24 protein-coding genes are annotated in these 23614 nt (G+C 33.1%); 5 read left to right on the plus strand and 19 right to left on the minus strand.

The genetic code is table 11. From position 1 onward, the window contains the following. Positions 1 to 53: 53 nt before the first annotated feature. The 7 genes from dnaJ to proS form a co-directional block, all read right to left on the minus strand. Positions 54 to 1181, minus strand: a complete 1128-nt coding sequence (gene dnaJ / locus C3729_RS00830; protein WP_104792403.1) for a molecular chaperone DnaJ — start codon at positions 1179 to 1181, stop codon at positions 54 to 56. A 102-nt stretch (positions 1182 to 1283) separates the two neighbouring features. Continuing rightward, entirely contained in the window at positions 1284 to 1823 is a 540-nt protein-coding gene (locus C3729_RS00835) for a nucleotide exchange factor GrpE (protein WP_104792404.1), read from the minus strand. A gap of 90 nt (positions 1824 to 1913) precedes the next feature. Continuing rightward, positions 1914 to 2465 (minus strand): transporter, encoded by a 552-nt coding sequence (locus tag C3729_RS00840; protein ID WP_104792405.1) that lies wholly within the window; start codon positions 2463 to 2465, stop codon positions 1914 to 1916. Next, the gene (locus C3729_RS00845) at positions 2432 to 2650 is read right to left on the minus strand and encodes a hypothetical protein (protein ID WP_165785694.1); all 219 of its coding nucleotides are present in this window, start codon (positions 2648 to 2650) and stop codon (positions 2432 to 2434) included. The genes C3729_RS00840 and C3729_RS00845 overlap by 34 nt, the downstream gene beginning before the upstream one ends. Continuing rightward, positions 2650 to 3969 carry an Nramp family divalent metal transporter gene (locus tag C3729_RS00850; protein ID WP_104792407.1) on the minus strand — a complete coding sequence of 440 codons (1320 nt, stop codon included), beginning with the start codon at positions 3967 to 3969 and terminating at the stop codon, positions 2650 to 2652. Before C3729_RS00850 ends, C3729_RS00845 begins: the two co-directional genes overlap by 1 nt. A gap of 116 nt (positions 3970 to 4085) precedes the next feature. Further along, positions 4086 to 5318: an OmpA family protein gene (locus C3729_RS00855; RefSeq protein WP_104792408.1), complete on the minus strand. Its 1233-nt coding sequence runs from the start codon at positions 5316 to 5318 to the stop codon at positions 4086 to 4088. 103 nt (positions 5319 to 5421) lie between these two features. Further along, positions 5422 to 6897 (minus strand): proline--tRNA ligase, encoded by a 1476-nt coding sequence (gene proS, locus C3729_RS00860; RefSeq protein ID WP_104792409.1) that lies wholly within the window; start codon positions 6895 to 6897, stop codon positions 5422 to 5424. 142 nt (positions 6898 to 7039) lie between these two features. Here proS and C3729_RS00865 point away from each other — a divergent pair, with 142 nt between their 5' ends. Together C3729_RS00865 and C3729_RS00870 are read left to right on the plus strand one after the other, a co-directional pair. Further along, on the plus strand, positions 7040 to 7999 hold the full coding sequence (locus C3729_RS00865; RefSeq protein WP_104792410.1) for a hypothetical protein: 960 nt from the start codon (positions 7040 to 7042) through the stop codon (positions 7997 to 7999). A 29-nt stretch (positions 8000 to 8028) separates the two neighbouring features. Then, positions 8029 to 9420 carry an OmpP1/FadL family transporter gene (locus C3729_RS00870; protein ID WP_104792411.1) on the plus strand — a complete coding sequence of 464 codons (1392 nt, stop codon included), beginning with the start codon at positions 8029 to 8031 and terminating at the stop codon, positions 9418 to 9420. Positions 9421 to 9492: 72 nt separating this feature from the next. Here C3729_RS00870 and C3729_RS00875 read toward each other — a convergent pair whose 3' ends face one another. From C3729_RS00875 to C3729_RS00890, 4 genes are all read right to left on the minus strand, one after another. Further along, complete coding sequence (locus C3729_RS00875) at positions 9493 to 10185, minus strand: ZIP family metal transporter (protein WP_104792412.1); 693 nt, start codon at positions 10183 to 10185, stop codon at positions 9493 to 9495. 49 nt (positions 10186 to 10234) lie between these two features. Continuing rightward, positions 10235 to 10990 (minus strand): class I SAM-dependent methyltransferase, encoded by a 756-nt coding sequence (locus tag C3729_RS00880; RefSeq protein ID WP_104792413.1) that lies wholly within the window; start codon positions 10988 to 10990, stop codon positions 10235 to 10237. A 97-nt stretch (positions 10991 to 11087) separates the two neighbouring features. Then, on the minus strand, positions 11088 to 12086 hold the full coding sequence (locus C3729_RS00885; protein ID WP_104792414.1) for an adenosine deaminase: 999 nt from the start codon (positions 12084 to 12086) through the stop codon (positions 11088 to 11090). A gap of 68 nt (positions 12087 to 12154) precedes the next feature. Then, positions 12155 to 13159, minus strand: a complete 1005-nt coding sequence (locus C3729_RS00890) for a glycosyltransferase (RefSeq protein ID WP_104792415.1) — start codon at positions 13157 to 13159, stop codon at positions 12155 to 12157. Between the two features lie 155 nt (positions 13160 to 13314). On the opposite strand from C3729_RS00890, the gene folP reads away from it, so the two are divergent. Then, positions 13315 to 14076, plus strand: a complete 762-nt coding sequence (gene folP, locus C3729_RS00895) for a dihydropteroate synthase (RefSeq protein WP_104792780.1) — start codon at positions 13315 to 13317, stop codon at positions 14074 to 14076. 2 nt (positions 14077 to 14078) lie between these two features. Here folP and C3729_RS00900 read toward each other — a convergent pair whose 3' ends face one another. From C3729_RS00900 to dnaG, 5 genes are all read right to left on the minus strand, one after another. Continuing rightward, entirely contained in the window at positions 14079 to 14315 is a 237-nt protein-coding gene (locus C3729_RS00900) for a hypothetical protein (protein ID WP_104792416.1), read from the minus strand. Between the two features lie 239 nt (positions 14316 to 14554). After that, positions 14555 to 15229 carry an ATP-dependent Clp endopeptidase proteolytic subunit ClpP gene (gene clpP, locus C3729_RS00910; RefSeq protein WP_069798035.1) on the minus strand — a complete coding sequence of 225 codons (675 nt, stop codon included), beginning with the start codon at positions 15227 to 15229 and terminating at the stop codon, positions 14555 to 14557. A gap of 7 nt (positions 15230 to 15236) precedes the next feature. Then, positions 15237 to 15575 (minus strand): DUF86 domain-containing protein, encoded by a 339-nt coding sequence (locus C3729_RS00915; protein WP_104792418.1) that lies wholly within the window; start codon positions 15573 to 15575, stop codon positions 15237 to 15239. Next, entirely contained in the window at positions 15568 to 15867 is a 300-nt protein-coding gene (locus tag C3729_RS00920; RefSeq protein WP_069798032.1) for a nucleotidyltransferase family protein, read from the minus strand. The genes C3729_RS00915 and C3729_RS00920 overlap by 8 nt, the downstream gene beginning before the upstream one ends. Positions 15868 to 15916: 49 nt before the next feature. Continuing rightward, the gene (gene dnaG, locus C3729_RS00925; RefSeq protein ID WP_104792419.1) at positions 15917 to 17833 is read right to left on the minus strand and encodes a DNA primase; all 1917 of its coding nucleotides are present in this window, start codon (positions 17831 to 17833) and stop codon (positions 15917 to 15919) included. A gap of 120 nt (positions 17834 to 17953) precedes the next feature. Between dnaG and C3729_RS00930 the strand changes: the two genes are divergently transcribed. Further along, positions 17954 to 18586 (plus strand): VTT domain-containing protein, encoded by a 633-nt coding sequence (locus C3729_RS00930; protein WP_104792420.1) that lies wholly within the window; start codon positions 17954 to 17956, stop codon positions 18584 to 18586. A gap of 5 nt (positions 18587 to 18591) precedes the next feature. Next, entirely contained in the window at positions 18592 to 19251 is a 660-nt protein-coding gene (locus C3729_RS00935) for a DedA family protein (RefSeq protein WP_104792421.1), read from the plus strand. Between the two features lie 26 nt (positions 19252 to 19277). On the opposite strand, the gene prfB is transcribed toward C3729_RS00935, so the two are convergent. The 3 genes from prfB to C3729_RS00950 all read right to left on the minus strand — a co-directional run bounded on the left by prfB (position 19278) and on the right by C3729_RS00950 (position 23604). Further along, complete coding sequence (prfB, locus tag C3729_RS00940; protein ID WP_104792422.1) at positions 19278 to 20390, minus strand: peptide chain release factor 2; 1113 nt, start codon at positions 20388 to 20390, stop codon at positions 19278 to 19280. 120 nt (positions 20391 to 20510) lie between these two features. Beyond that, entirely contained in the window at positions 20511 to 22964 is a 2454-nt protein-coding gene (locus C3729_RS00945; protein WP_104792423.1) for a DUF5686 family protein, read from the minus strand. 118 nt (positions 22965 to 23082) lie between these two features. Next, the gene (locus C3729_RS00950; protein WP_104792424.1) at positions 23083 to 23604 is read right to left on the minus strand and encodes a hypothetical protein; all 522 of its coding nucleotides are present in this window, start codon (positions 23602 to 23604) and stop codon (positions 23083 to 23085) included. Positions 23605 to 23614 lie beyond the last annotated feature (10 nt).

The raw sequence follows: 23614 nt of genomic DNA on the forward strand, positions 1-23614 counted from the left end.
GAAAAAAATCCAACTGATAGTTCAGTTGGATTTTTGTATTTATCCCTAAATTTTTAAGAGAACATGTCTCTTACTTTGTCAAAAAATGATTTTTCTTTTCCAGAAGGTTCTGCTTGCATTTGACCAGTTTTCATTTGCGTTTCGAAGAACTCTTTTTGTTCTGGAGTGAGTTTTTGAGGAGTCCAAACGTTTACATGAACAAACATATCGCCTTTTCCGTAAGAATCGATGCTTGGTAAACCTTTTCCTGCTAATCTTAAAATTTTACCAGATTGCGTTCCTGCATCAATTTTAATTTTAACTTTTCCACCGACGGTATTTATTTCTTTAGAAGTTCCCAAAGCTGCTTCGGCAAAAGAAATATAGAGTTCTTGGTGTAAATTATCGCCTTCGCGTTTTATAGTAGCATCTTGTTCTTCTTCGATGACCACTAATAAATCTCCAGGAATTCCACCAAAAGGAGCGTCATTACCTTTTCCACGAACGTTTAATTGAATTCCGTCTCTAGCTCCCGCTGGAATTTTGATAGCAACTTCTTCTTCTGATTTGATAAGTCCTTCAGAATTGGCTCCTGCAGGAATTTTATCTGCAATTTTACCTAAACCGTTACACGTTCCACAAGTGGTTTGCGTTTGCATTTGACCGAACATGGTGTTCATTATTTTAATCTGAACTCCGCTTCCGTTACAAGTGGTACACGTTTTAGAAGTAGCACCTTCCGCTACTTTCATTCTTTTTACTTTTATGGTTTTAGTGGTGCCATTCACCATTTCGTCGAGATTTAATCTAATTCTAACTCTCAAGTTAGAACCTTTGATTTGATGGCTTCTTCCGCCACCACCAAAACCGCCGCCACCGAAATGTCCACCGAAAATATCTCCAAATTGTGAGAAAATATCTTCCATGTTCATTCCGCCACCGCCGAAACCGCCGCCGTAACCACCACCGGCAGCTCCGCCAACTCCAGCATGACCGAATTGGTCATAACGAGCTTTTTTATCGGCATCGCTTAATACTTCGTAAGCTTCTGCAGCTTCTTTAAATTTTTCTTCTGCAGATTTATCTCCCGGATTTTTGTCTGGGTGATATTTGATGGCCAATTTACGGTAAGCCTTTTTGATTTCGTCTGCGCTGGCTGATTTTGATACGCCTAATATTTCGTAATAATCTCTTTTTGACATCTTATAAGGTGAATTATTTCTTGTGAATTCGCTACGCTATGAATTGGTGAATTTTTTAAATTGACTCACTGAAATTCACTAGCGAAGTAAATTTGACTATTTTTAGTTTCCTGTAACTACTTTTGCAAATCTAATTACTCTATCGTGTAACTGATAACCCGTTTCTACTACATCTACAATTTTTCCTTTTAGTTCCTCAGATGGAGCAGGAATAGAGGTAATTGCTTCATGGAAATCTACATTGAACTCATCACCAGCATTTACTTCTACCGTTTTTAGACCTTTGTCTGATAGTGTGTTTTTGAATTTTTGATAAATCAATTCTACGCCTTTCAAGTCTGATTCATTGCCGCTTTTTGCAATTTCTTTGATGGCTCTTTCGAAATCATCTAATACAGAAAGCATAGCAATCATCATTTCGGTATTTGCATATTGTGCAAACTCCATTTTTTCTTTTAAGGTTCTTCTTTTATAATTTTCAAACTCTGCATACAAACGAATGTAACGGTCTTTTTCTTCTGCCAAAAGTTCTTCTGCAGTAGGTTGTTCTGTCACACTTTCTGTAGTGTTTTGTTCGTTTTGTAGATTTTCTTGACCTTCTTTATTTAAATTTTCTTCGTGTAGTTCTTTGTTTTCGCTCATTTCATTAGAATTTTCTACTGCAATATTTCAAAGATTTTGCCAAAGAGTAGTTTAGGAAAAATTGGCAGAATTTTGTAAAAGAAGAAATCTTTACTGCTGTAACTTTAATCGATAAGAAAGTCCAAAAGAAAAGAAATGTTTAGCGGAAATTTCGGAAAGTCCAATTCCCGAAGATGTGTCGAGCATAAAATTGTCATTGATTAAATAAGTGAAGCCACCATTTAATCTTGTATCTGCAGTCTGATTTGGAGAAACAAGGCCATAAATTTCTACAAAATAATTCAGTTTAGGCGAAATGCTTTTCCCGAGAGCTAAAGTATAGAGATAGGTTTCGTGTAAATCTTCGTTCCAAAACATTCCCAAATTGTAACCCAAAGAAGTTTTGGGATTTAGATTATTTTGAAAAGTGAAACGAAATGCTGGAGTTATGGTTTTTCTTTGAAGAACTTCACTTTTTTTGACTTCAGCTTTGCCAATAAAAGAAACTTTTGGGAAAATTCCTTTTTCTTCTAAAAGACTGGTTTTGAAACCTAAACTTACGGGTTGTAGCTCATAAACGCTAGATGCTGGAGTAGTAGAAAGCGAGAATTCTGTGATTACTCTCAGTTCTACTTTGTCATTGAATCCATATTTCCAAAGAATAGTGGGGAGATAAAATGATTCTCTGTTTTGTCTGTTTTTTCAAACATGAAGCCCATTTCTGTTTGTAGATAATTTTTGGGAACTACATATACAGATTCTGTTTGGTCTGGACGATCCAATTGTATGGTTTCTTGAGCGTGTAAAAAATTTGCGAAAAGAACCGTTGTTATTGCTTTTTTCATCATTACGAAGTAAAAGTTTGATACAGTAAGTAAAGATTTAGAACCACGATGATGATGGAAATAATCCAAGCAAGAGTTTTCAAAGCAGGTTTATTCACAAATTCTCCCATTTTTAGTTTATCACTCGTAAACATGACTAAAGGAATTACCGCAAAACTGAGTTGCATTGATAAAATGACTTGACTTAAAACCAATAAATCAGTGGTTCCTTTTTCGCCATAAATAATAGCGATAATAAACGCTGGAACGATTGCTAAAAGTCTGGTAATTAATCTTCTGAGCCAAGGTTTTAATTTAAGATTTAGGAAACCTTCCATCACGATTTGTCCCGCTAATGTTCCTGTAAGTGTAGAGTTTTGTCCAGAAGCTAATAAGGCTACTGCAAATAAAATACTGGCTAAACTGGTTCCCAAAATCGGCGAAAGTAATTTGTAGGCATCATGAATATCTGCTACATCTTTGTAACCAGAATAATGGAAAGTTGCCGCCGAAACAATTAAAATGGCTGCATTGATAAAAAAGGCGAAAAGCAAAGAAATAGTACTGTCAATGGTTGCGAATTTTATCGCCATTTTCTTTCCTTCGGAAGTTCTAGGGTAAGCTCTGGTTTGTACCAAACTGCTATGTAAATATAAATTATGAGGCATTACTGTCGCGCCTAAAATTCCGATTGCGATGTAAAGCATTGATGGATTAAAAATAATTTCTTTCTTCGGAAGTAGGTTGCTTAAAATAGGCATGATTTCTGGTTGACTTACCAAGATTTCGTATAAGAAACAAGCGAAAATGACGAAAATAAGTCCTGCTACAAAACTTTCGAGCCACCTAAAACCTTTGGATTGAAGCATCAAAATAAGCAAAACATCAATTCCTGTAATTAAAATCCCAACAGAAAGCGGAATTCCGAAAAGTAAATTTAAAGCAATTGCGGAACCGATAACTTCTGCTAAATCACATGCAATAATGGCGATTTCGCATAAAACCCATAAAATAAAATTTACCGTTGGCGAAAAATGGTCTCTGCAAGCTTGTGCTAAGTCTCTTTCGGCTGCAATTCCCAGTTTTAAAGATAAATGTTGAAGGATAATTGCAAAAATATTGGATAAAAGAATAACGGATAATAAAGTATAACCAAATTGTGAACCTCCTGCAATATCGGTTGCCCAATTTCCTGGGTCCATATAACCTACAGCTACCATCAAACCAGGACCTGCAAATGCAAAAAGTTTCTTCCAGAAACTGCCATCAGTAGGAATGTGAATAGAAGCAAAAGATTCTGATAAGGAGTTTTGGTCATTATTTCTTCTCCAGGGTTTTTTCATAAATGTTAGATTAGTCTAACAAAATTAGTTAAATATTTCTTATTCTGAAAATAAATATAAAAAAAACGCTTAGAAAATTTTCTAAGCGTCTGTAATTGAGGTAGTTATTTTGAAAATTATTTGGCAAATCTTAATGCTATTTTTCTGTCGATGCCTCTTTCTTCATCAGTTGCAGTAGCAGGTAAAATAGCAAATTTACTTCCGTAACCTTCTGCATTTACAATTTGTTTTTCTAAGCCAGCTTTAGTCAATTCATTTTTTATAAAGTCTGCTCTTGCTTGAGAAAGTGCTAAATTTTCAGTTTCTGTTCCAGATTTATCAGTGTAAGCACCGATTTTAATTTTTACTTCGGGATACGCTTTTAAAATTTTAATAAGATTAGCAATTTGTTCTGTTCCAGATGTTAATTGGTCTGATTTCCCAGAAGCAAAAGTTACTTGGTCAAATTCATACCAAGTAGATTTTAACGCATCGTCATCTTTAGCATTTTTATAATTGTCTGTTTTTAAAAATGTAATCATTCTATCTTCTAAACCATCAGAAACCACTTGCAGAGAATTTCCCTTGAACTCAATTTTTTTCTGAGCATCTGATAAAGAATCAGTTGGAATAGGTTCTGGAATTATAGTAACGTTTTCTGTTGCGGTTTTAGTTTTAAGAACTTCTTTTTGAGCTAATTGGTTCCATAAAAACCAAGCAACAATACCAAGAACAAGTAAGGGAAGAAGCCATTTCCAGAAAGAACTTTTTTCTGAGTTTTCTTGATGTAAGATTTTAACTTCTTCTTTGGTTTTATGAGTAATGGGAGCAGATGTTTCAACCGGAGTTTCAGTATTTTTTTCTAGTAAATTTTCTAAACCTAAATGCTCTAAAGACATTCCTGCTGGTAATAAAGCGGGAATTAAGCATCTGTTTTCTGCTAATTTTGAAAGAATTCCTTGGTTATCTAATCCGTTTTCATGTGCACATTTTTTTATTCCTTGGAGTGTGGCAGCAGTTGCAACTTTTAAAAGATTTTCAGCCGAAGACTTATTGATGTTAGCATACTCAGAGACATGATAAAGGATGTGTTCACTTTTTTCTCCTAAAATTTTAGAAATAATATTCTCTATTTCTGGACTATTTCCTGCTTTTTCGAGTAGATTTTCAGAGAAATCGAGAGATGAAGTTTTAAGAAGTGCGTTGATGACATCATCTTGTTTAGAATCTTGGGCAAAAACTCCTAAAACCGCTGGAAAAAGACTTCCTAAAGCTTTTGAAACGTTTGATTCGCTTTCTCCTAACTGAATAGCGGCTTCGGAAATTAATTCGGGGTTTAATTGGTGTTTTATAAGGTCAATGAGTGACATGGTGTTGGTATAAAAAATTAACGAAGTTAAAGTTAAAAATTTTTTCCTTTACTTCGTTAATTCTTAAAAAATATGATGAGAAATTAATCTTCTATTTGAAATTTTAATAGGACTTTGCAAAAAGAACTCTTTTGTTAGAAGGTTTTCCTGTAATCAAAGAAATTCCTTGCTCTTCTTCTGCATCTAGAGGAATACATCTGATGGTAGCTTTGGTTTCTTCTTTGATTTGCTCTTCTTCTTCAGCAGTTCCGTCCCAATGTGCAGCAATGAAACCTCCTTTTTCTTCTAACACTTTTTTGAATTCTTCGTAAGAATCTACTTTGGTAATGTGTTCGTTTCTATACGTTTCTGCTTTTTTGTAGATATCATTTTGAACGGTAACCAATAGCTCTTCAATGTAATCTTCGATGTTTTCTAACGAACGAACTTCTTTGGTTAAGTTATCTCTTCTTGCAATTTCTACGGTGTTATTTTCTAAATCTCTAGCGCCCATTGCAATTCTTAATGGAACTCCTTTTAATTCATATTCTGCAAATTTCCAGCCTGGTTTGTACTCCGTTCTGTCGTCATATTTTACAGAAATTCCTTTTGCTTTTAATTTGTCAAAAATGTCATTAGCTACCACAGAAATTTGAGCCAATTGCTCTTCTCCTTTGAAAATAGGAACAATTACCACCTGAATTGGAGCCAATTTCGGAGGAAGTACCAAACCAAAATCATCTGAATGTGTCATAATCAAGGCTCCCATTAATCTGGTAGAAACGCCCCAAGAAGTAGCCCAAGCAAATTCTTGTTTTCCTTCTCTATTGGTGAATTTTACATCAAAAGCTTTCGCGAAATTTTGTCCTAAGAAGTGAGAAGTTCCTGCTTGAAGTGCTTTTCCGTCTTGCATCATCGCTTCGATACAATACGTTTCATCTGCACCTGCAAATCTTTCTGTAGGTGTTTTAAAACCTTTGATTACAGGAATCGCCATGAAATTTTCTACCACATCAGCATAGACTTCTAGCATTTTTTCAGTCTCCTCGATGGCTTCATCTTTAGTGGCATGAGCAGTGTGACCTTCTTGCCAAAGGAATTCAGAAGTTCTTAAGAAAAGTCTGGTTCTCATTTCCCAACGAACAACATTTGCCCATTGATTGATAAGAATTGGTAAATCTCTATATGATTGAATCCAAGATTTATAGGTGTTCCAGATTATTGCTTCAGAAGTTGGACGAACAATCAGTTCTTCTTCTAATTTTGCTTCTGGGTCTACGATTAATTTATGCGGATTGTTTGGGTCTGTTTTTAGTCTGTAGTGAGTTACTACAGCACATTCTTTGGCAAATCCTTCTGCATTTTTTTCTTCAGCTTCAAATAAGCTTTTCGGGACAAAGAGTGGGAAGTAAGCGTTTTGGTGACCAGTTTCTTTGAATTTTTTGTCTAATTCTGCTTGAATTTTTTCCCAAATTGCATAACCGTAGGGTTTAATCACCATGCTTCCTCTTACACCTGAGTTTTCAGCAAGGTCTGCTTTTACTACAAGTTCGTTATACCATTTGCTATAATCTTCACTCCTTGTTGTTAATTTTGCCATTTTTTATTAAAATTTAACTTTTTAATTTTGAGAATATCTAATGTTATATTGTATTTTTGATGAAAAATATAAATACCGAGTATATTGGTATAATTTTGGTATTAATATTTTGCAAAGATAAATAAACTTAATTACATCTATCATGAAAAATTCTACTTATAAAAACTTATCAGAAATTCTTAGAACAAAAGGTGTTCTAGGGGTTGCAACTGGTTTGCTTTTGGTTTCATGTGGCTCTCAAATGGGAGGTTACACAGAAACTGATGGGGTGTATTATGACCCTAATAAAGATGTGATACCAGAAGGTATTGTAATGCCAGAACCTAATCAAGTGGATGAAGTATATGCTTATGAGTCTGATTCTGCTAGTATTATAGAGCAAAATCAACAAAACCAAGCGGCTCAAAAAAACAAATATCAAACTTGGAACGGAACAGAATCTGACTGGGGAACTTACGCAGGAACAGAACAAAACATCTATTATAACAATTATAATACTTGGGGTTGGAATCCTTACGGATATTATTCGCCTTATTACGGTTGGGGAAATGGCTGGAATATAGGAATTGGTTTCGGTTGGAATAACTGGGGTTGGAACAATTGGGGCTGGAATCCTTATTGGGATCCTTACTTTGGTTATGGTGGTTACGGTTATTATAATCCTTGGTATGGATATTATTCTCCTTATTATGGAGGTTACTATGGATATAATCCTTACTATTATGGAGGTTATTATTATCCAAGAAATAATTATAAGAGAAGTGGAGCTGATGCCATTACCAGAGGAAATGGTTTCCAAAATTCTAATAACAGAAGTTTTAACAATAGAATGAATACCAATAATTCTAATAACTCTGGATTTAGAACTACACCACCTAGAAATACTAATCCAAATATGACTCAGCCACCACAAAATTCTAATCCTTCAAGATTTAGAAGTGCTCCAAGACAAGAACCAAGACAATACGAAGCTCCAAGACAAGAGCCAAGAAGAAATGATTGGGGAGGAAGTTCTAATTCTGGCGGCGGTTTCAGATCTGGAGGTAGCTCTAGCGGAAGCTCAAGTTCTGGAGGAGGTTTCAGATCAGGAGGTTTTAGATAAGAAATAATAAACTATAATTTTTTGAAAAAATGTTTAAAAAATCTTTAACAATATTAAGTATAGCATCTGCATTTTATCTTCAAGCGCAAGATGTTTCGATTATCAGAAATTCTGTAGATATTTATTCCGCAAATCCATTGACTGGCTCTGCTAAATTTAATGCAATGGCAGGCTCTATGGGAGCTTTAGGAGGAGATCTTTCTGCAATCAATACCAATCCTGCAAGTGTGGGAGTTTTCATCACAGGAAATGTCAGTGGAACTTTAGCAGTTAATAATTCTAAAACCACATCTTCATTTTCTAATGTTGCAAACTCATATAAATTAAACAATGCAGATTTAGGTCAATTAGGTGGGGTAGCCGTTTTTGCAACAAGTGGAAACACACCTTGGAAATTTATAAATTTTGGAGTGAATTATACCAATCAAAATTTAGAAGAATACATAGAAACGCCAGCCAATTCTAGCTATAAATTTCAAGATAGCAATTTGGTAGATACCAATGGAAATCCTGTTACAGGAACTTTTACTTCTCTAGGTCATGCTTATGACAGAACGGGAAATCTTACCAATATGAACATCGCTTTTGGTGGTAATTATGATAATAAATTCTATGTAGGAGGTTCCCTTAATTTCAAAGGAGCTACGATTGAGCAATACGATTCTTCTAGACTCGCACTAGATGTAGACAATAATAACAGCTACGTTTTAAATAAACAAGGAACGCCTTACACTGAAGATTCTAATGGATTCTCGGTTTCTGCGGGTATTATTGGAAAAATTAATAATAATATACGATTAGGAGCGTCTATTGAATCACCAACTTGGTGGACTCAATACAGAACTTACAGCGAAGTAAACGAAGATAATTTAGGTTATTACTTTGATTATTATGATGAAGACAGAAAATTCACTTCACCTATGAAAGCGACTTTGAGTGGAGCTTTTGTAATGAATAAGAATTTCGCGCTCAACGTAGACTATTCATTAGGTTTAACCAAGCCGAAATATAAAGTTCAAGGTCCTGCAGAAACTCAACTGAATGATTTCTTTCAATCTGAATACAAGAATTTATCAGAACTTAGAGTAGGAGGTGAATACCGTTATAACAACTTCAGATTAAGAGGTGGTTACGGAATTTCTAATTCACCATTCGAGAAGAGAGCAAATTTTGATGATTTGTACGTAGGAAAAAGAGAAACTTTAGGTGTAGGATTCGGATTTGATTTTAAATCATTCTATATTGATGCAGCTTATAATAAGATTACCACCAATTCTACCAATGTTTACGGAGATGGTAATTATTACAGTTTAGCAAATAACGGAGATGTAGAATTCTTTACGAATAATCCTAATACTTTTACTTCTAAATTAGAAGATGTTAAGAACAATGTAACGCTTACATTAGGCTGGAAATTCTAAAAATCTTTCCTTTTAAAACATAAAAAACTCCCGAAATTTCGGGAGTTTTTGTTTTTATTTAAAATCTATTTTTTAATGATGAGCGTGAAACAAATGATTTACTAACGCTAGTCCAACTCCAGCAATCACTAAAAAAAGTTTTTGCCAATCCATTTTGTGATTTTTATTGCTTTCGAAAATAATCACTGATGAGATATGTAAGAAAATTCCGCCAACTAATGCCAAGAAATAAGGTTGCCATTCTGGATTAAAATAATCGCCAAAAACCATTCCTAATGGTGATGCTAATGCAAATAAGGCAATGATAAACCAAGAAAAAATATTATTTTTTTCTCTCAATAAAAATGTTCCGAGAATAAATGAAATTGGTAAATTATGGAACACAATTCCCAATAAATAAGGAGAAGTTACATCTGTAATATTGGCTAAAGGAATTCCTTCTAAAAACGCGTGCACAAACATTCCTGCCATCAAAGCAATAGGCAAAATGTTTTTTTCTTCGTGGTGATGATGAAAATGCCCATGTTCGAAACCTTTGGTAAGACTTTCTAAAATCATTTGCAATAAAACGCCACCAATAATCCAAATTCCAATATTATGGTCATCTGCTTCATAGACTTCTGGAAAAACTTCGCTTACGCAAACCGTAATCAAAAAACCAGCACTTAGAATCAGTAAATTTTTAGCAAATGATTGGCTCTTTCCGAAATATTTCCCCAGAAAAACACCAATGATAACGCTTAAGATCAATAGAATAATAATCATGTTCTTTGCTTTTTGGCTTTCAGCAAAATGCTTTCAGCTTTTATAAATTTTAATTTTTAACTCTGAACTGGAAAATACATCTCGGTGAAGTTTCTCTTTCAAAATCTTCTAACTGATAATTTCCCCAGATTTTTACCGCTTCAAAACCGAAACTTTCGGCGATTTTTTTTATTTCTTCTAAAGTATGAAGTTTTACTTTTTCGAAATAATGAAAGGACTCTCCTTTATCTTCAAAGAAAATATCTTTGATGATATGTTTTTCTTCTATTCTTTTTTTGATGAGAAAATCTATTCCATCTTTGGTTACAGTAGTTTCATCAACCAAAGTGTTTTTCACAAATTTTTCATTGAGAAAATCCAAAACGAAAATTCCATCGATCTGTAAAACATTTTTTACCGAAGAAAATACTTTTCTGTCATCTTCATCATCATCAAAATACCCAAAACTGGTGAATAAATTGAAAACTGCATTTACTTTTTCAGAACTAACATTGGGATAAAGTTCATTTCTCATGTCGTGAACTTCAAATGTCAATTTTGGAGTTTCAGTCGATGAGGTTTCAAACTGTTTATTGTGTTCTATGCTTTCTTCGGACAAATCTACTCCTAAAACTTCATAGCCTAATTGTTGCAAAAAAACAGAATGTCTGCCTTTGCCACAAGCTAAATCAATGATTTTGGAATCTTTAGAAAGTTGTAAATCTTGGGTAAGATTTCTAATGAAATTTTCTGCTTCTACAAAATCTCTGTCTTTGTAGAGAATATGATAATAAGGCGTGTTAAACCATTCTTTGAACCAACTCATATTGCAAATTTATCAAAAACTTTATCATTTACTAGAAAAAAAATCCAACGAAAGACTTCGCTGGAATTTTTATATCAGATTTTATGAAATATTTTTCTTAATTCTCATGAACCAATTGCAAGTATTTCTTTTTAGTTTCTTCGTCTAAGAATGAATACTCAAATGAATTGCTGACCAATGTTTTTACATCTTCTAATGATAAATCTAGGGCTTCAATAATTTCAGTGTAATTTTTAGTTATATAACCTCCAAAATAAGCCGGATCATCAGAATTTACCGTAGCTTTTATTCCTAAATCAATTATTTTTTTTATCGGATGCTGTTTCAGATCATCTACCACTCGAAGAGCAGTGTTAGAAAGCGGACAAACCGTTAAAGCCATTTTGTTTTCCACTAAATAATTCACCAATTTTTCATCCGTTAAACTATTATTTCCGTGGTCTATTCTGTCGATTTTTAATAAATCTAGCGCTTCCCAAACATATTCTGCTGGTCCTTCTTCACCAGCATGAGCTACAATTTTATAACCTTCTTTCACTGAAGCCGCAAAAACTTTTTGAAATTTAGAAGGTGGATTTCCTTTCTCCGAAGAATCTAATCCTACCGCTTTAATCAAATGTTTATAAGGCAATGATTGCTCTAAAGTTTCGAAAGCGTCTTCTTCTGATAAATGTCTTAAATAGCTCATAATCAAATAAGAAGTAATCCCGAAATTTTTCTCTGCATCATCTTGAGCTCTCTTAATTCCAGAAATTACGGTTTCAAAAGAAACACCTCTTTTCGTGTGTGTTTGAGGGTCAAACATAATTTCGGTGTGTACTACGTTTTCTTCTGCACAATGCTTGAAATAAGCCATTGTCAAATCATAGAAATCTTGTTCGTAGAGCAAAACACTTGCTCCTGCGTAATAAATATCTAGAAAATCTTGAAGACAGTTAAATTGATAGGCTTTTTTCACTTCTTCCACACTGTTATAGGGAATTTTAACCTGGTTTCTTTGAGCGATTTCAAACATCAATTCTGGTTCGAAACTTCCTTCGATATGCAAGTGTAATTCTGCTTTTGGAACTTTTTTGATATAAGAGATAATATCCATACTTTAATTTTTAAAAAGGGAATCAAAGGTAGGGATAAAAATTTTAGAATCCGAAGAAGTGTCAAAAATCATTTTTGATGAAAATGTTTCGGGAATGCATCTTCTGGTTTCATTTTCAATACATTGAGCTTAACCCAAGATTCTAAAAATCCGTAACCGTAAGAAAACATCTGAATGTAAGTGGTAATAATCGCTTGTGCAGCAATAGCAATGTTTTTAGTCAAATACAAAGCATGTAGAAAAATGACCAAAGTATAAAAACCGTAACATGCCAAAACAAAACCTTTTTGTAAAAGGAAATATTCTAAAATTCCAGCAACATAACCCAATAAAAACAAAGTAGGAAACCAAAAAGTAGGTTTCACATAATCAGGATGTCTCTGGTTCAGAATAGGTCTCGCACAACCAAATTGATACACTTGTTTAGAGAATTTTCCTAAATCTGTTCTGCGTTTGTGATACACGCCAATGTCATCAAAAAAAGCAGTTTGGTAACCGTTTTCCCAAATCGTCATCGATAAATCCGGATCTTCGCCGATTCGCATTTCAGAGAAACCTCCAATTTTTAGGAAAATTTCTTTATTTACACCCATATTAAAGCTTCTTGGCTGAAATCTAGTCACTGCTTTTTTACTTCCTCTAATTCCACCAGTAGTGAAAACCGAAGTCAAAGAGTAGGAGATGGCTTTTTGTAAAAGATTGAAACCTTTGTGCGCTTTATCAGCGCCACCAAAAGCTGCACAATCTGTTTTTTCTAGATTTTTTTTGATATTTTCTATGTAATCTTTTTCTACAATGACGTCAGAATCTACGAAAACCAACCAATCATTTTTGGCACGATTTGCTCCGTAATTTCTCGATAAACCAGGTCCAGAATTCGCTTTTTTGAAATATTGAATGTTCAACATTTCCTTAAAAGTTTCCACAGTAGGCAATAAATCTACGAACGAACCATCATCTACGATGATGACTTCAAAATCTTTATCGGTTTGAGCAATAAGAGAGTTCAAAAGCTCGAATAATTCGTCTTTTCTATTGAAAATTGCGACTACAATGGAAATGGTTTTTTGCATTCAACAAAAATAGTGGTTTCAAACGTATTTGAATAAATTTAGACCAAGAAATTCTATAAATTTGCAAAATGAACATTCCTGCATCAAGCATTCAACATACTAACTTTTCTATCAATTGCAGTGGTAGATTAGTAGATTTAAACACTCCCAAAATTATGGGAATTCTTAATCTTACTCCAGATTCTTTTTCGGATGGTGGAAAGTTTAACAATGAAAAATCAGCACTTCTTCAGGTAGATAAAATGCTTAAAGATGGAGCAGATTTTATTGATATTGGAGCGCAATCTACTCGTCCGAATGCGGAATTTCTCTCTGCAGAAGAAGAAATAAGAAGAATAGGCAATATGATTTCTTTAATCAAAAAAGAATTTCCAGAGGCTTTGATTTCTATTGATACTTTTTATGCAGAAGTGGTAAAATTTGGTTATAATGAAGGAATGGATGTGGTGAATGATATTTCTGGAGGTGATTTTGATGAAAATTTATTGCCAACAGTTGCCGAAACCAAACTTCCCTATATTTTGATGCACAGCAATACTTCTTATGCTACCATGCACGAAAAAATTCGCTACGAGGATATTACCATGAGTGTGAATTATTATTTTTCGGAAAAAATCAATGAATTGCAAAAATTGGGAATTCATGATATTATTTTAGACCCAGGTTTTGGTTTTGGAAAAACGGTGGAAGATCAGTATAAAATGATTGAAGAAGTAGAGCATTTAGGTTTCGGAAGGTTTCCACTTTTGATAGGAATTTCCAGAAAATCTTTCATTTATAAACCTCTGAATAAAAAACCGCTTGAGATTGGTGAAGAAACCCAAATACTACACCGAAAAGTTCTAGAAAAAGGTGCAAAAATTTTGAGAGTTCATGATGTAGCTGAAACAAGAAAAACAATTGAGGAATCCTTCTAATTTTAATTCAAATTAGAGATTTTATCTGCGTATTCTTTGGCAAAGGTTTTTCGGTCTTCTTCTAATTTTTCTAAATTTGGGGGAAGAATGTAATTGAAAAGTATTTTTTCTTCTTCGTCTAGGAAGATGATTTCTTTTTCTTCTCCGTCTATCATTTGGGAGAAAATTTCCCACATAGAAGTGTCTTTCAGTTTTATAAATTCAAAAAAATCTTTGGCTTTTATTTGGATAACTTTCATTTTGGGTAAAATCTTAAATTTTTGGTAAAAATAGTGAATTTGTAACGAAGTCTTGCAATAAGGATGGAAGTGTAAATCCCGCAGTCTCGTCTGAAAGACGAGACGAGGAATTGCAACGGACAGCCTGGTTTTGCAAATTTTTGAAATGGATTTTGCGATGGGAAATTTGCAAAAATTGCCATAAAAAAAGAACGCACTAAAAAGCACGTTCTCTATATTTTAAAAAATTTCGGAAAATTTTATTTTTTCTCTAAAACTTCGTCTACCATTCCGTATTCTTTGGCTTCGTAAGAAGTCATCCAATAATCACGGTCTGATGCTTTTTCTACCCATTCGTAAGACTGACCAGAATGTGCAGAAATAATGTCATACAACTCTTTTTTAAGTTTTAGCATCTCTCTTAGGTTGATTTCCATATCACTTGCCACACCTTGAGCACCACCACTTGGTTGGTGAATCATCACTCTAGAATGTTTAAGCGCAGAACGTTTTCCTTTTTCACCAGCAACTAATAAAACAGCGCCCATACTTGCAGCCATACCTGTACAAATAGTAGCTACATCTGGTTTGATGATTTGCATGGTGTCATAAATTCCTAATCCCGCGTAAACGCTACCACCAGGAGAATTGATGTAAATCTGAATGTCTTTAGAAGGGTCTGAACTTTCTAAAAATAATAACTGAGCGGTTACAATATTGGCAACTTGGTCATCAATCCCTGTTCCTAAGAAGATGATTCTATCCATCATGAGACGTGAAAAAACGTCCATTTGTGCTACGTTCATTCTACGTTCTTCCATAATGTAAGGAGTAAGATTGGTTGGGTTAAAAATTCCCATGTATTGGTCAGTTGCTAATCCGCTATTTCCTAAATGTTTTACAGAGAAATCTCTGAATTCTTTTTTTATGTCCATAAATTTGTTATTCGTTTAAATATTGTCTAACTTCTTTTTCTAAAACAGGTAAATACTGTGTAATAATAGACCAAATTAATTCATCTGAGACTTGATCATATCCATGAATTATTCTATTTCTTACACTTATAATTTTTCTTTTATCAGTAATTTCTAAATTTTCATCTTTTTTAGAAATTCTATTTACTGCTTCTCCTATTATTTCTAAATTTCTTTCTACCGCACGTTTGGTTTTAACGTCTGAAGAATAATCTTGAAAATTGGTTTCTTCAAAATCTACAAAACTCTCAATTTCTAAAATTGAATTTAGAATATCAAAGAGCCAAACTTTTATTTCCTTATCCATATATTAACTGCTTTTGATGATTAACTACTTCAAGAAAATATGGGTTTTTAATGGATTTTTCTTCCAATAGATCTATTTCTCTTTTCAATATTTCTTCTAATGAAAATTTTAAATCAAAATAATTGTCTGCATATTTTGATAAATCTAATTGATGGAATTTTACGATAAAATCTATATCACTATTGTCATTAAATTTTTCTGTAAGAATAGAACCAAATACATATAATTTTTCAACATTGTATTTTTTACAAAGTTGAGCGATTGCATTTTGATGTATTTGTATTTTCTTCATACTTCTTTTTATTCAAAGTCTGTTCCTTTTTACAAATTTAGCCAAAGTGTCACAAAATTCTAAATAAATTTTCGTCTATTTTGTTTTTAAGTTTTGTGAGGTTGATGATTTTTAGATAAGTTTCTGCTGAATTTTCCTCTGAAATTTGGTGTTTTAAATCGTTTATGATTTTTACTACAAATTCTCTTTTGTGTCTTATGATGACATCTTTTACAATTTTGTCTACCAACTCTTCTTCTTTACTGAAATAGATGTTGTGTTTTTCCCAATTGCTGGTTTCATGAGCGTTAATTAATGCATCCGCTGTTTTTGTCACCACTTCTTCATCCATGAAAGTTTTGAAAAAATCACTAGAACGAAGTTCATTTTGTTGGATTCCTGCTTTTATTTCTTCAATAATCCTTTGATTCAAAGGAGAAATCGGTTGATATTGGTCTTCTTCTAAATGATTGATGATTTCTTCAATGACTGTGGTTTCATAATTTTCGTTGTCTGGCGTTTTTCTGAACAATTTAAATTGACCAAATTTCAACATGAGTTCTACCAATTTTTCTTCTAAAACCAAAAGAGGATTGATGGTTTCTGTAAATTCTTGAACTTTTTCAAGTTTTACAACATTTGTATCTCTTTTTTCGGCAGGTTTTTGCTGTTGAACCACTTGTTTTTGAACGCCTAGTTCGTTAAAAAGTGATTGTTCCGAAAGTCCAAATTGGGTAGAAACTTGTTTTAGGTAAACCTCTTGTTTTAAAGCATTAGAAACGAAACCAATAGATTTTACAATATCTCTAATCGCTTCCGCTTTTTTGATAGGATCGTTATTCGCTTCTTTTAATAGAATTTCGGCTTTGAAATCAATGAAATCTTTCGCTTTATTTTTAATGAAATCTTCTACAAAATCTCTAGGATTTTTTCTAGCAAAACTGTCTGGGTCATCGCCATCAGGAAATAATACCACGCGAATATTCATTCCTTCAGAAAGCAACATGTCTATACTTCTGAAACTGGCTTTAATTCCTGCTGCATCTCCGTCAAAAAGTATGGTTACGTTTTCGGTGAGACGTTTAATGAGTTTAATTTGTTCCGTTGTAAGCGCAGTTCCCGAACTTGCTACTACGTTTTCAATTCCGCTTTGGTGAAGCGAAATCACATCCATATAACCTTCTACCAATAAACATAAATTTTCTCTGGAAATGGCTTGTTTGCTTTGATTTAAACCATAGAGAACATTAGATTTATGGTAAATTTCGGTTTCTGGTGAATTGAGATATTTGGCAGTTTTTACATTGGATTTCAGAATTCTCGCTCCGAAACCTAAAACTCTTCCCGAAAAACTATGTATTGGAAAAATCACACGTTCACGGAATCGGTCAATTCCTGATGGTGAATTTTCCGGGAAAATAGAAATTCCAGATTTTTCTAAAATTTCTTTTTCATAACCTTTTGCTAGAGCGTATTCAGTAAAAGCATTTTTCTTTTCTGGAGAATAGCCTAATTGAAATTTTTTGATGATGTCATCATGCAGTTCACGTTCCTTAAAATAAGAGAGTGCAATGGTTTTTCCTTCTTCGGTTTCCCAAAGGTTGTCTTGGAAAAAAGTATTGGCAACTTCATGAATTTTGTAAAGAATTTCTCTTTCGGATTGGGCTTTTTTCTGCTCTTCAGAATATTCTACTTGGTCTTCTTCTATTTCTATGCCGTACTTTTTGGCAGCATGTCTCAGCGCTTCAGGATAGGTAAATCCTTCGATTTCCATGAGGAAAGTGATGGCAGTTCCACCTTTTCCAGAGGAGAAGTCCTTCCAAATTTGTTTGCTGGGAGAAACCACAAAACTCGGCGTTTTTTCTTCATGAAACGGACTCAAGCCCTTGAAATTAGTGCCTGCACGTTTTAACTGAACATACTCGCCAATAATTTCTTCTACTCGAATCGTAGAGAAAATTTTATCTATGGTCTTCTGAGAAATCATTTTGTAAAATTACAAAAATAAGTTAAGCTTTTTTAATGGCATTTCGTTGATTTTTTTAGAATTCTTTAACAAAGTTTTTTGTTTTTAAATATTATCTTTGTCGTCATATAAATTAACTGAATGGAATTATTACAATTTATCCTAGATTTATTAGGAAATCCCTTATTAGTGCTTACCGAGATTATTAGAGACTATGGCATTTACATTTACTTATTTTTATTTTTAGTGATTTTCGTAGAAACTGGTGTGGTAGTAATGCCATTTTTACCGGGAGATTCTCTACTTTTTGCAGTGGGTTTAATTGCTTCTACAACAGGTCAAATAGACATTTATACTATTATACCATTATTGGTTTTAGCAGCACTTTTAGGAGATAATTTGAATTACTTTATCGGGAAAAAATTCGGGGATTTTATTCAATCTAAAGAAAGAATTTTATTTTTAAAGAAATCTCACATAGAAGACACTGAAAAATATTTTGCAGAAAATGGCGGAAAAACAGTTATTCTAGCAAGATTTATCCCAATTGTGAGAACTATCGCTCCTTTTGTAGCAGGAGCAGGAGAAATGAAGTACAGAACTTATTTATTGTACTGTATTACTGGTGCTTTTATTTGGGTGACTTCTATTACTTTGCTTGGATATTTTCTAGGAAATATTGAGTGGGTGAAATTAAATTTTGAAAAATTTGTTTTAGGAATTGTGTTTATTTCAGTTTTACCTATTATCTTTAAAGCAATTAAAAGAAAATAGCATAGATGTTAGAAAGCATTTGGAGTTTCCTCTTAGATTTTGTTTCCAAGCCTGATCAGGTACTTTTAGCGATTATCGAAAAGTATCATAATTGGGTGTATGTTTTCTTGTTCTTAATCATTTTTGCAGAAACAGGTCTTATCATTGCTTCTTTTCTCATGCCATTTTTACCTGGTGATGCATTGATATTTACCATAGGTTTATTGGCTCAAGAAGGTTCTCTTAATATTTATTTGGTCATTCCTTTACTTATTTTCGCGGCGATTTTAGGAGATAATTTAAACTATTACGTGGGAAAACGCTTTGGTGATTATATCATGAACAGCGAAAAAGATTTTTTCATTAAGAAAAAACATCTAGAAAAAGCCAAAGATTTTTTTGATAAAAACGGAAAGAACTCTATTATTATTGCCCGTTTTGTTCCAGTAATTAGAACAATCGTTCCATTTTTATGTGGTTCTACCAAAGTGAAATATTCTACTTTTCTAAGTTTTAGTATGATTGGAGCATTTCTTTGGGTAGGTGTAATAGGTTTGTTGGGCTACAACTTGGGAAGAATACAATGGGTAAAAGATAATTTAGATTATATGATTTGGGGAATTATAATTTTGGCGAATATTCCGCTCATCAAACAATTATTATTTTCAAAGAAAAAGGAAGTTTAAAATTTTAAACTTCCTTTTTTTATCATTTATAAATCAAAATCATCATCCGTAACCGCTGTTCCTTCGTTCATTAAAAATGCTTTGAGGAAAGGAGTTAAATTACCGTTCATTACGCCGTCTACATCAGAAGTTTCATAGCCAGAACGAACGTCTTTTACCAATTTATAAGGATGCATTACGTAGTTTCTAATTTGGCTTCCCCATTCAATTTTCATTTTATTGGCTTCGATTTCGTTTCTAGCTTTCATTCTTTCTTCCAATTCCATTTCATAGAGACGAGATTTCAAGAGTTGCATCGCTTTTTCTTTGTTTTGAAGCTGAGAACGAGATTCTGAATTTTCAATAATAATTCCAGTAGGAGCGTGACGAAGACGCACCGCTGTTTCTACCTTATTCACGTTTTGTCCACCAGCTCCAGAACTTCGCATGGTTTCAAAAGAAATATCTGCCGGATTGATGTTAATTTCTATAGAATCATCTACCAAAGGATAAACATACACCGAAACAAAACTGGTGTGTCGCTTTGCATTGCTGTCGAAAGGTGAAATTCTTACCAATCTGTGAACTCCATTTTCTCCTTTCAAATAACCAAAAGCATATTCTCCGTCAATTTCTAAGGTTACGGTTTTTACACCAGCTACATCGCCTTCTTGGTAATTTAATTCACGGATTTTATAGCCTTGTTTTTCGCTCCACATTTGGTACATTCTCATCAGCATAGAAGCCCAATCGCATGATTCTGTTCCACCAGCTCCCGCCGTAATTTGTAGCACGGCAGAAAGTTCATCGCCTTCATTAGACAACATGTTTTTGAACTCTAGATTTTCTATTTTTTCAACTAATTGAGGGAATTGTTCGTCTAATTCTTGTTCAGAATCCGCATCTTCTTTGGCAAATTCTACCAAAACTTGTAAATCTTCAAACTGCGTATGAATCTCTTCATATTCTTCCACCCATTTTTTCTTAGAACGCAGTTGTTTTAGGAAACCTTCCGCTTCTTTTGGGTTGTCCCAAAATTCTGGAGCAGCCGTTTTTTCGTCATCGTTGATGATTTCTAGTTTCTTCTTTTCAATTTGAAGAAATTTATGCAAATCTTCGATGCGTTTTTGTGTATCTTTAAGTTGGTCTGTTGTAATCAAAACTAAAATCTTTAGATGTGCAAAAATAAGGTTTTATTTAGATTGTATGCCACTGTTTTTATTTTTTAATTTCTGGTTTTGTGGAATGAAAACCCAACTTATTTTCCTTTTTACTATTCTCTAAAAACCACTTAATTTAATCTGAATTCCGTAATTATCATTGAAATTTGAGGTTTGATAATATCCTAATCGATAGAAAAAGCCTACATCAAATCCTCTTCCTAAAAATCGGTTCCAAACTGCACCTACTTCTTGATAAGGATGGTCTAAAACTTTAAAATCAAACTGATGGTTTTCAGGATTCTTAAAACCACCAATCGCTGAATGATATGCTAATTTTATTGTAGAAACTCTATTTCCGAAGGTTTTAAACTGAAAAGGTAATTCCTGAGAAAAATGAAGCGCAGCAAACTGATCTACATAAAAACTTCCTGATGGCATCGTCACAAAACTGAAAGTAGAAGGCGTATTGATTTTAGAAAAAAGACTTGTAGAAAAAGCGTTGAGGTCTCCTACGATTTCAAAATTCTTCCAAATAGGAGCGCTTCCCGAAGAAATTCCTCCAGAAATTTTAATTTGAGAGGTTCCCATTTTAGACTTGAATTGATGAATTGCAAAAGCATCTAAACGATGGTAATCTAATTTTCCGCCCAAAATTTCAAAACCTTTTTCGAAATTCACATAAAACTGAGGATAAGCTTTTTGATACGTCAATTTTCCTGAAGGAGTCATCAGATTTTTATCTTTTGGCGCATATTTTAGAGATAGAGTAGTGCTGAAATTCTGAAAATCATTGGCGAAGTTTTGGTATTGGTAATCAAACAGCGCATTTTGTTTTTCTCGGGTTAAAGCCAATTTTGCACTCAAAGAATTGCTTACATCATACAAAAATGATGCTCCAAATTGCTGATTTCTGTAAAAATGGTCATTGTAAATATCCATGTTCAATTCATTGAATTTCATGGAACTGTCCCAAAAAGTTTTGTTGATTCTTCCAGCCGCAAAAATATCATCAGAATAATGAACTCTGAGTACAGAGGTTCTTTTGCTCGAAAGTTTGGTGTCTAAACCGATTCTGTATTTCCAACGATGGTCTTTGAAGCCATAACCAACATAAAAATCTGGTGAAAAAGTTTTAGAAAATTTTTCATTCAGTTTTACGCCGATTCCCAATCTTATTGATTCATATTTATTGAGTTCAAAGAATTTTAAAACATCAAAATCCAGCATTTTATAGCGGATATTTCCCTTCAATAAATTGGTGATTAGGCTCACTCTTTTTTCGACATCTGCTTTTTTGACTAAGGTGTCTATTTTTTGATACGTTGCGCTTTCTCTCGCAGATAAAGACTCGGTTCTGTATTGAGAAAGCAAACTTCCATCTGCGTTTTTTACTTCTAAAGAATAGCCAGAAAAATTACTTTTTTGTTGAGTAATATTGGTTTCAAAATCAAAATATTGGTTTTTGACATACAGAAAATTACCAAATTTTTTGGTTTTGAACTTTTGCTTTTCGTCTTTTTTTACACTGTCTTTTTTAGCTGTTTCAAAACGAGAGTCGCCCATTTTTACTTTAAGGTTTTCAGAAACCAAAAACCATTTATGGTTAATCGGTTTCCAAATGATGGTTCCGCTTCCTTCGTTTCGTTTTTTACTGCTGGTTTCCAGTTTTTTTAAGGCATATTTTTCTGCATCAATGTAAATTTTACCATTGTATTTTCTAGGATTTTGCTTCAATTTATTGGTGATTTCTTTGAATTTAATCACATAAGTTTTTCTATTGTCAATTTCAATAGTGTCTGAAAGATAATAACGATAAATGTTGCGATTTTCTGGACTCAACTGTCTCGGAATACGATTGAGATAAGAAATATTCAATGCCAAAGCTTCATAAATTGGATGAGGAAAACCAGACATTCTGCTGTCTAAAATATTGGTTTTGTCGCCGTATTTTTGAGAAAATTGATGTTCTGTAGCTTTTTCCCAAAGAAAGAACTGACTTTCCTTGGTCGCATTTACGAAATCTTCGCCAAGAAGTGAATCTTTCTTCTCTTTGTATTTTTGTTTGAACGTTCTTTTTTCAATTTTTGCTAAAGAATCTGTTCTTTTTGCGAGAAAATTTTGATAATCTGCGATAGAATCTTGGTCTACATCAATCGAAATTTTACTGTATGATTTGAACTGATAAGAATCTAATGCTTGTGGACTGTTTTTTTTGTAATTTTTATTGAATTCGTCTAGAATCTTCAGAGCTTTTGCGTCGCTTTTATCGGTGAGAATAACTTTGTCAATATTTCCCATTTTTTCTTTACTTGGCGTCAAAGAAACTTTCATTTCTTTTTGTACGTTCAATTCTTTATCTTCAAAATTATTGGCAAAAATTTCTATTTTTTTACATTTGGTTTTGAAGGTTAATTTTCCATTTGCGTCAGTTTTTCCAAGCAAATCATCATCACAATACACAGCAGCATTGTACACCGCTTTTTGATTTTTAGCATTGATAACTTGAAGTTGATTTTGAGAAAAATATAAAGTAAAAAAAAGGAAAAATAGCGCCGATAAAGTTTGTTTCATTTGGTTTTTTCTAATAAGACAAAACTAGGGATTAAAATGTTACACAAACGCACATGAAATCACAAATTTTTATTAAAAAACCCTCTCAATTTTCTTGAAAGGGATTTTTAAAGGATATTTAATTTTTAATATATTGAAATTCTAAATTGACTCTTTTTAAAATTTTATGGCCAGAATTATCTTGGACGACTAAATTGGCATAGTTGAATTTTGAGTACAAAATGTTTGAATCTTTTTTATAAAATGTAAGTTTATCTCCCCATTCTGTATCAATCAATACATATTCGTCATAATCTATGTAAGTAGCATTGTAAATAGGAGATTCACATTCTGCAGTTTCATATTTTATCATGTATCCAGTACCCATTTCCATTATATAATTTTCAATATTTATGTTGATGGAAGGGTATTTCATTGTTCCTTCTTTATTTATTGTAAGCGTTGGAGAACAAATAAAATACTTTGTAATATCTGTTTCAAATATGCCATCTGCATTGTAATCTACAGGTTCAGAAACATTAATTTTAAGGAGTCTATAATTACCTGTAATTTGATTAACATTTTTTTGCTCCGCATCATTTCTGCAACTAACTAAAAAAGCCAGTAGCAAAAAAACTTTAAATAAATTGAAAACACTCACATTTGATATT

Source organism: Cloacibacterium normanense, from assembly GCF_002943105.1.
Taxonomy (GTDB): Bacteria; Bacteroidota; Bacteroidia; order Flavobacteriales; family Weeksellaceae; genus Cloacibacterium.

Bases quoted from the DNA above. Each gene is read 5' to 3' on its own strand.
- dnaJ (WP_104792403.1), bottom strand. From the start codon at position 1,181: ATGTCAAAAAGAGATTATTACGAAATATTAGGCGTATCAAAATCAGCC.
- C3729_RS00835 (WP_104792404.1), bottom strand. From the start codon at position 1,823: ATGAGCGAAAACAAAGAACTACACGAAGAAAATTTAAATAAAGAAGGT.
- C3729_RS00845 (WP_165785694.1), bottom strand. From the start codon at position 2,650: ATGATGAAAAAAGCAATAACAACGGTTCTTTTCGCAAATTTTTTACAC.
- C3729_RS00850 (WP_104792407.1), bottom strand. From the start codon at position 3,969: ATGAAAAAACCCTGGAGAAGAAATAATGACCAAAACTCCTTATCAGAA.
- C3729_RS00855 (WP_104792408.1), bottom strand. From the start codon at position 5,318: ATGTCACTCATTGACCTTATAAAACACCAATTAAACCCCGAATTAATT.
- proS (WP_104792409.1), bottom strand. From the start codon at position 6,897: ATGGCAAAATTAACAACAAGGAGTGAAGATTATAGCAAATGGTATAAC.
- C3729_RS00865 (WP_104792410.1), top strand. From the start codon at position 7,040: ATGAAAAATTCTACTTATAAAAACTTATCAGAAATTCTTAGAACAAAA.
- C3729_RS00870 (WP_104792411.1), top strand. From the start codon at position 8,029: ATGTTTAAAAAATCTTTAACAATATTAAGTATAGCATCTGCATTTTAT.
- C3729_RS00875 (WP_104792412.1), bottom strand. From the start codon at position 10,185: ATGATTATTATTCTATTGATCTTAAGCGTTATCATTGGTGTTTTTCTG.
- C3729_RS00880 (WP_104792413.1), bottom strand. From the start codon at position 10,990: ATGAGTTGGTTCAAAGAATGGTTTAACACGCCTTATTATCATATTCTC.
- C3729_RS00885 (WP_104792414.1), bottom strand. From the start codon at position 12,086: ATGGATATTATCTCTTATATCAAAAAAGTTCCAAAAGCAGAATTACAC.
- C3729_RS00890 (WP_104792415.1), bottom strand. From the start codon at position 13,159: ATGCAAAAAACCATTTCCATTGTAGTCGCAATTTTCAATAGAAAAGAC.
- folP (WP_104792780.1), top strand. From the start codon at position 13,315: ATGGGAATTCTTAATCTTACTCCAGATTCTTTTTCGGATGGTGGAAAG.
- C3729_RS00900 (WP_104792416.1), bottom strand. From the start codon at position 14,315: ATGAAAGTTATCCAAATAAAAGCCAAAGATTTTTTTGAATTTATAAAA.
- clpP (WP_069798035.1), bottom strand. From the start codon at position 15,229: ATGGACATAAAAAAAGAATTCAGAGATTTCTCTGTAAAACATTTAGGA.
- C3729_RS00915 (WP_104792418.1), bottom strand. From the start codon at position 15,575: ATGGATAAGGAAATAAAAGTTTGGCTCTTTGATATTCTAAATTCAATT.
- C3729_RS00920 (WP_069798032.1), bottom strand. From the start codon at position 15,867: ATGAAGAAAATACAAATACATCAAAATGCAATCGCTCAACTTTGTAAA.
- dnaG (WP_104792419.1), bottom strand. From the start codon at position 17,833: ATGATTTCTCAGAAGACCATAGATAAAATTTTCTCTACGATTCGAGTA.
- C3729_RS00930 (WP_104792420.1), top strand. From the start codon at position 17,954: ATGGAATTATTACAATTTATCCTAGATTTATTAGGAAATCCCTTATTA.
- C3729_RS00935 (WP_104792421.1), top strand. From the start codon at position 18,592: ATGTTAGAAAGCATTTGGAGTTTCCTCTTAGATTTTGTTTCCAAGCCT.
- C3729_RS00945 (WP_104792423.1), bottom strand. From the start codon at position 22,964: ATGAAACAAACTTTATCGGCGCTATTTTTCCTTTTTTTTACTTTATAT.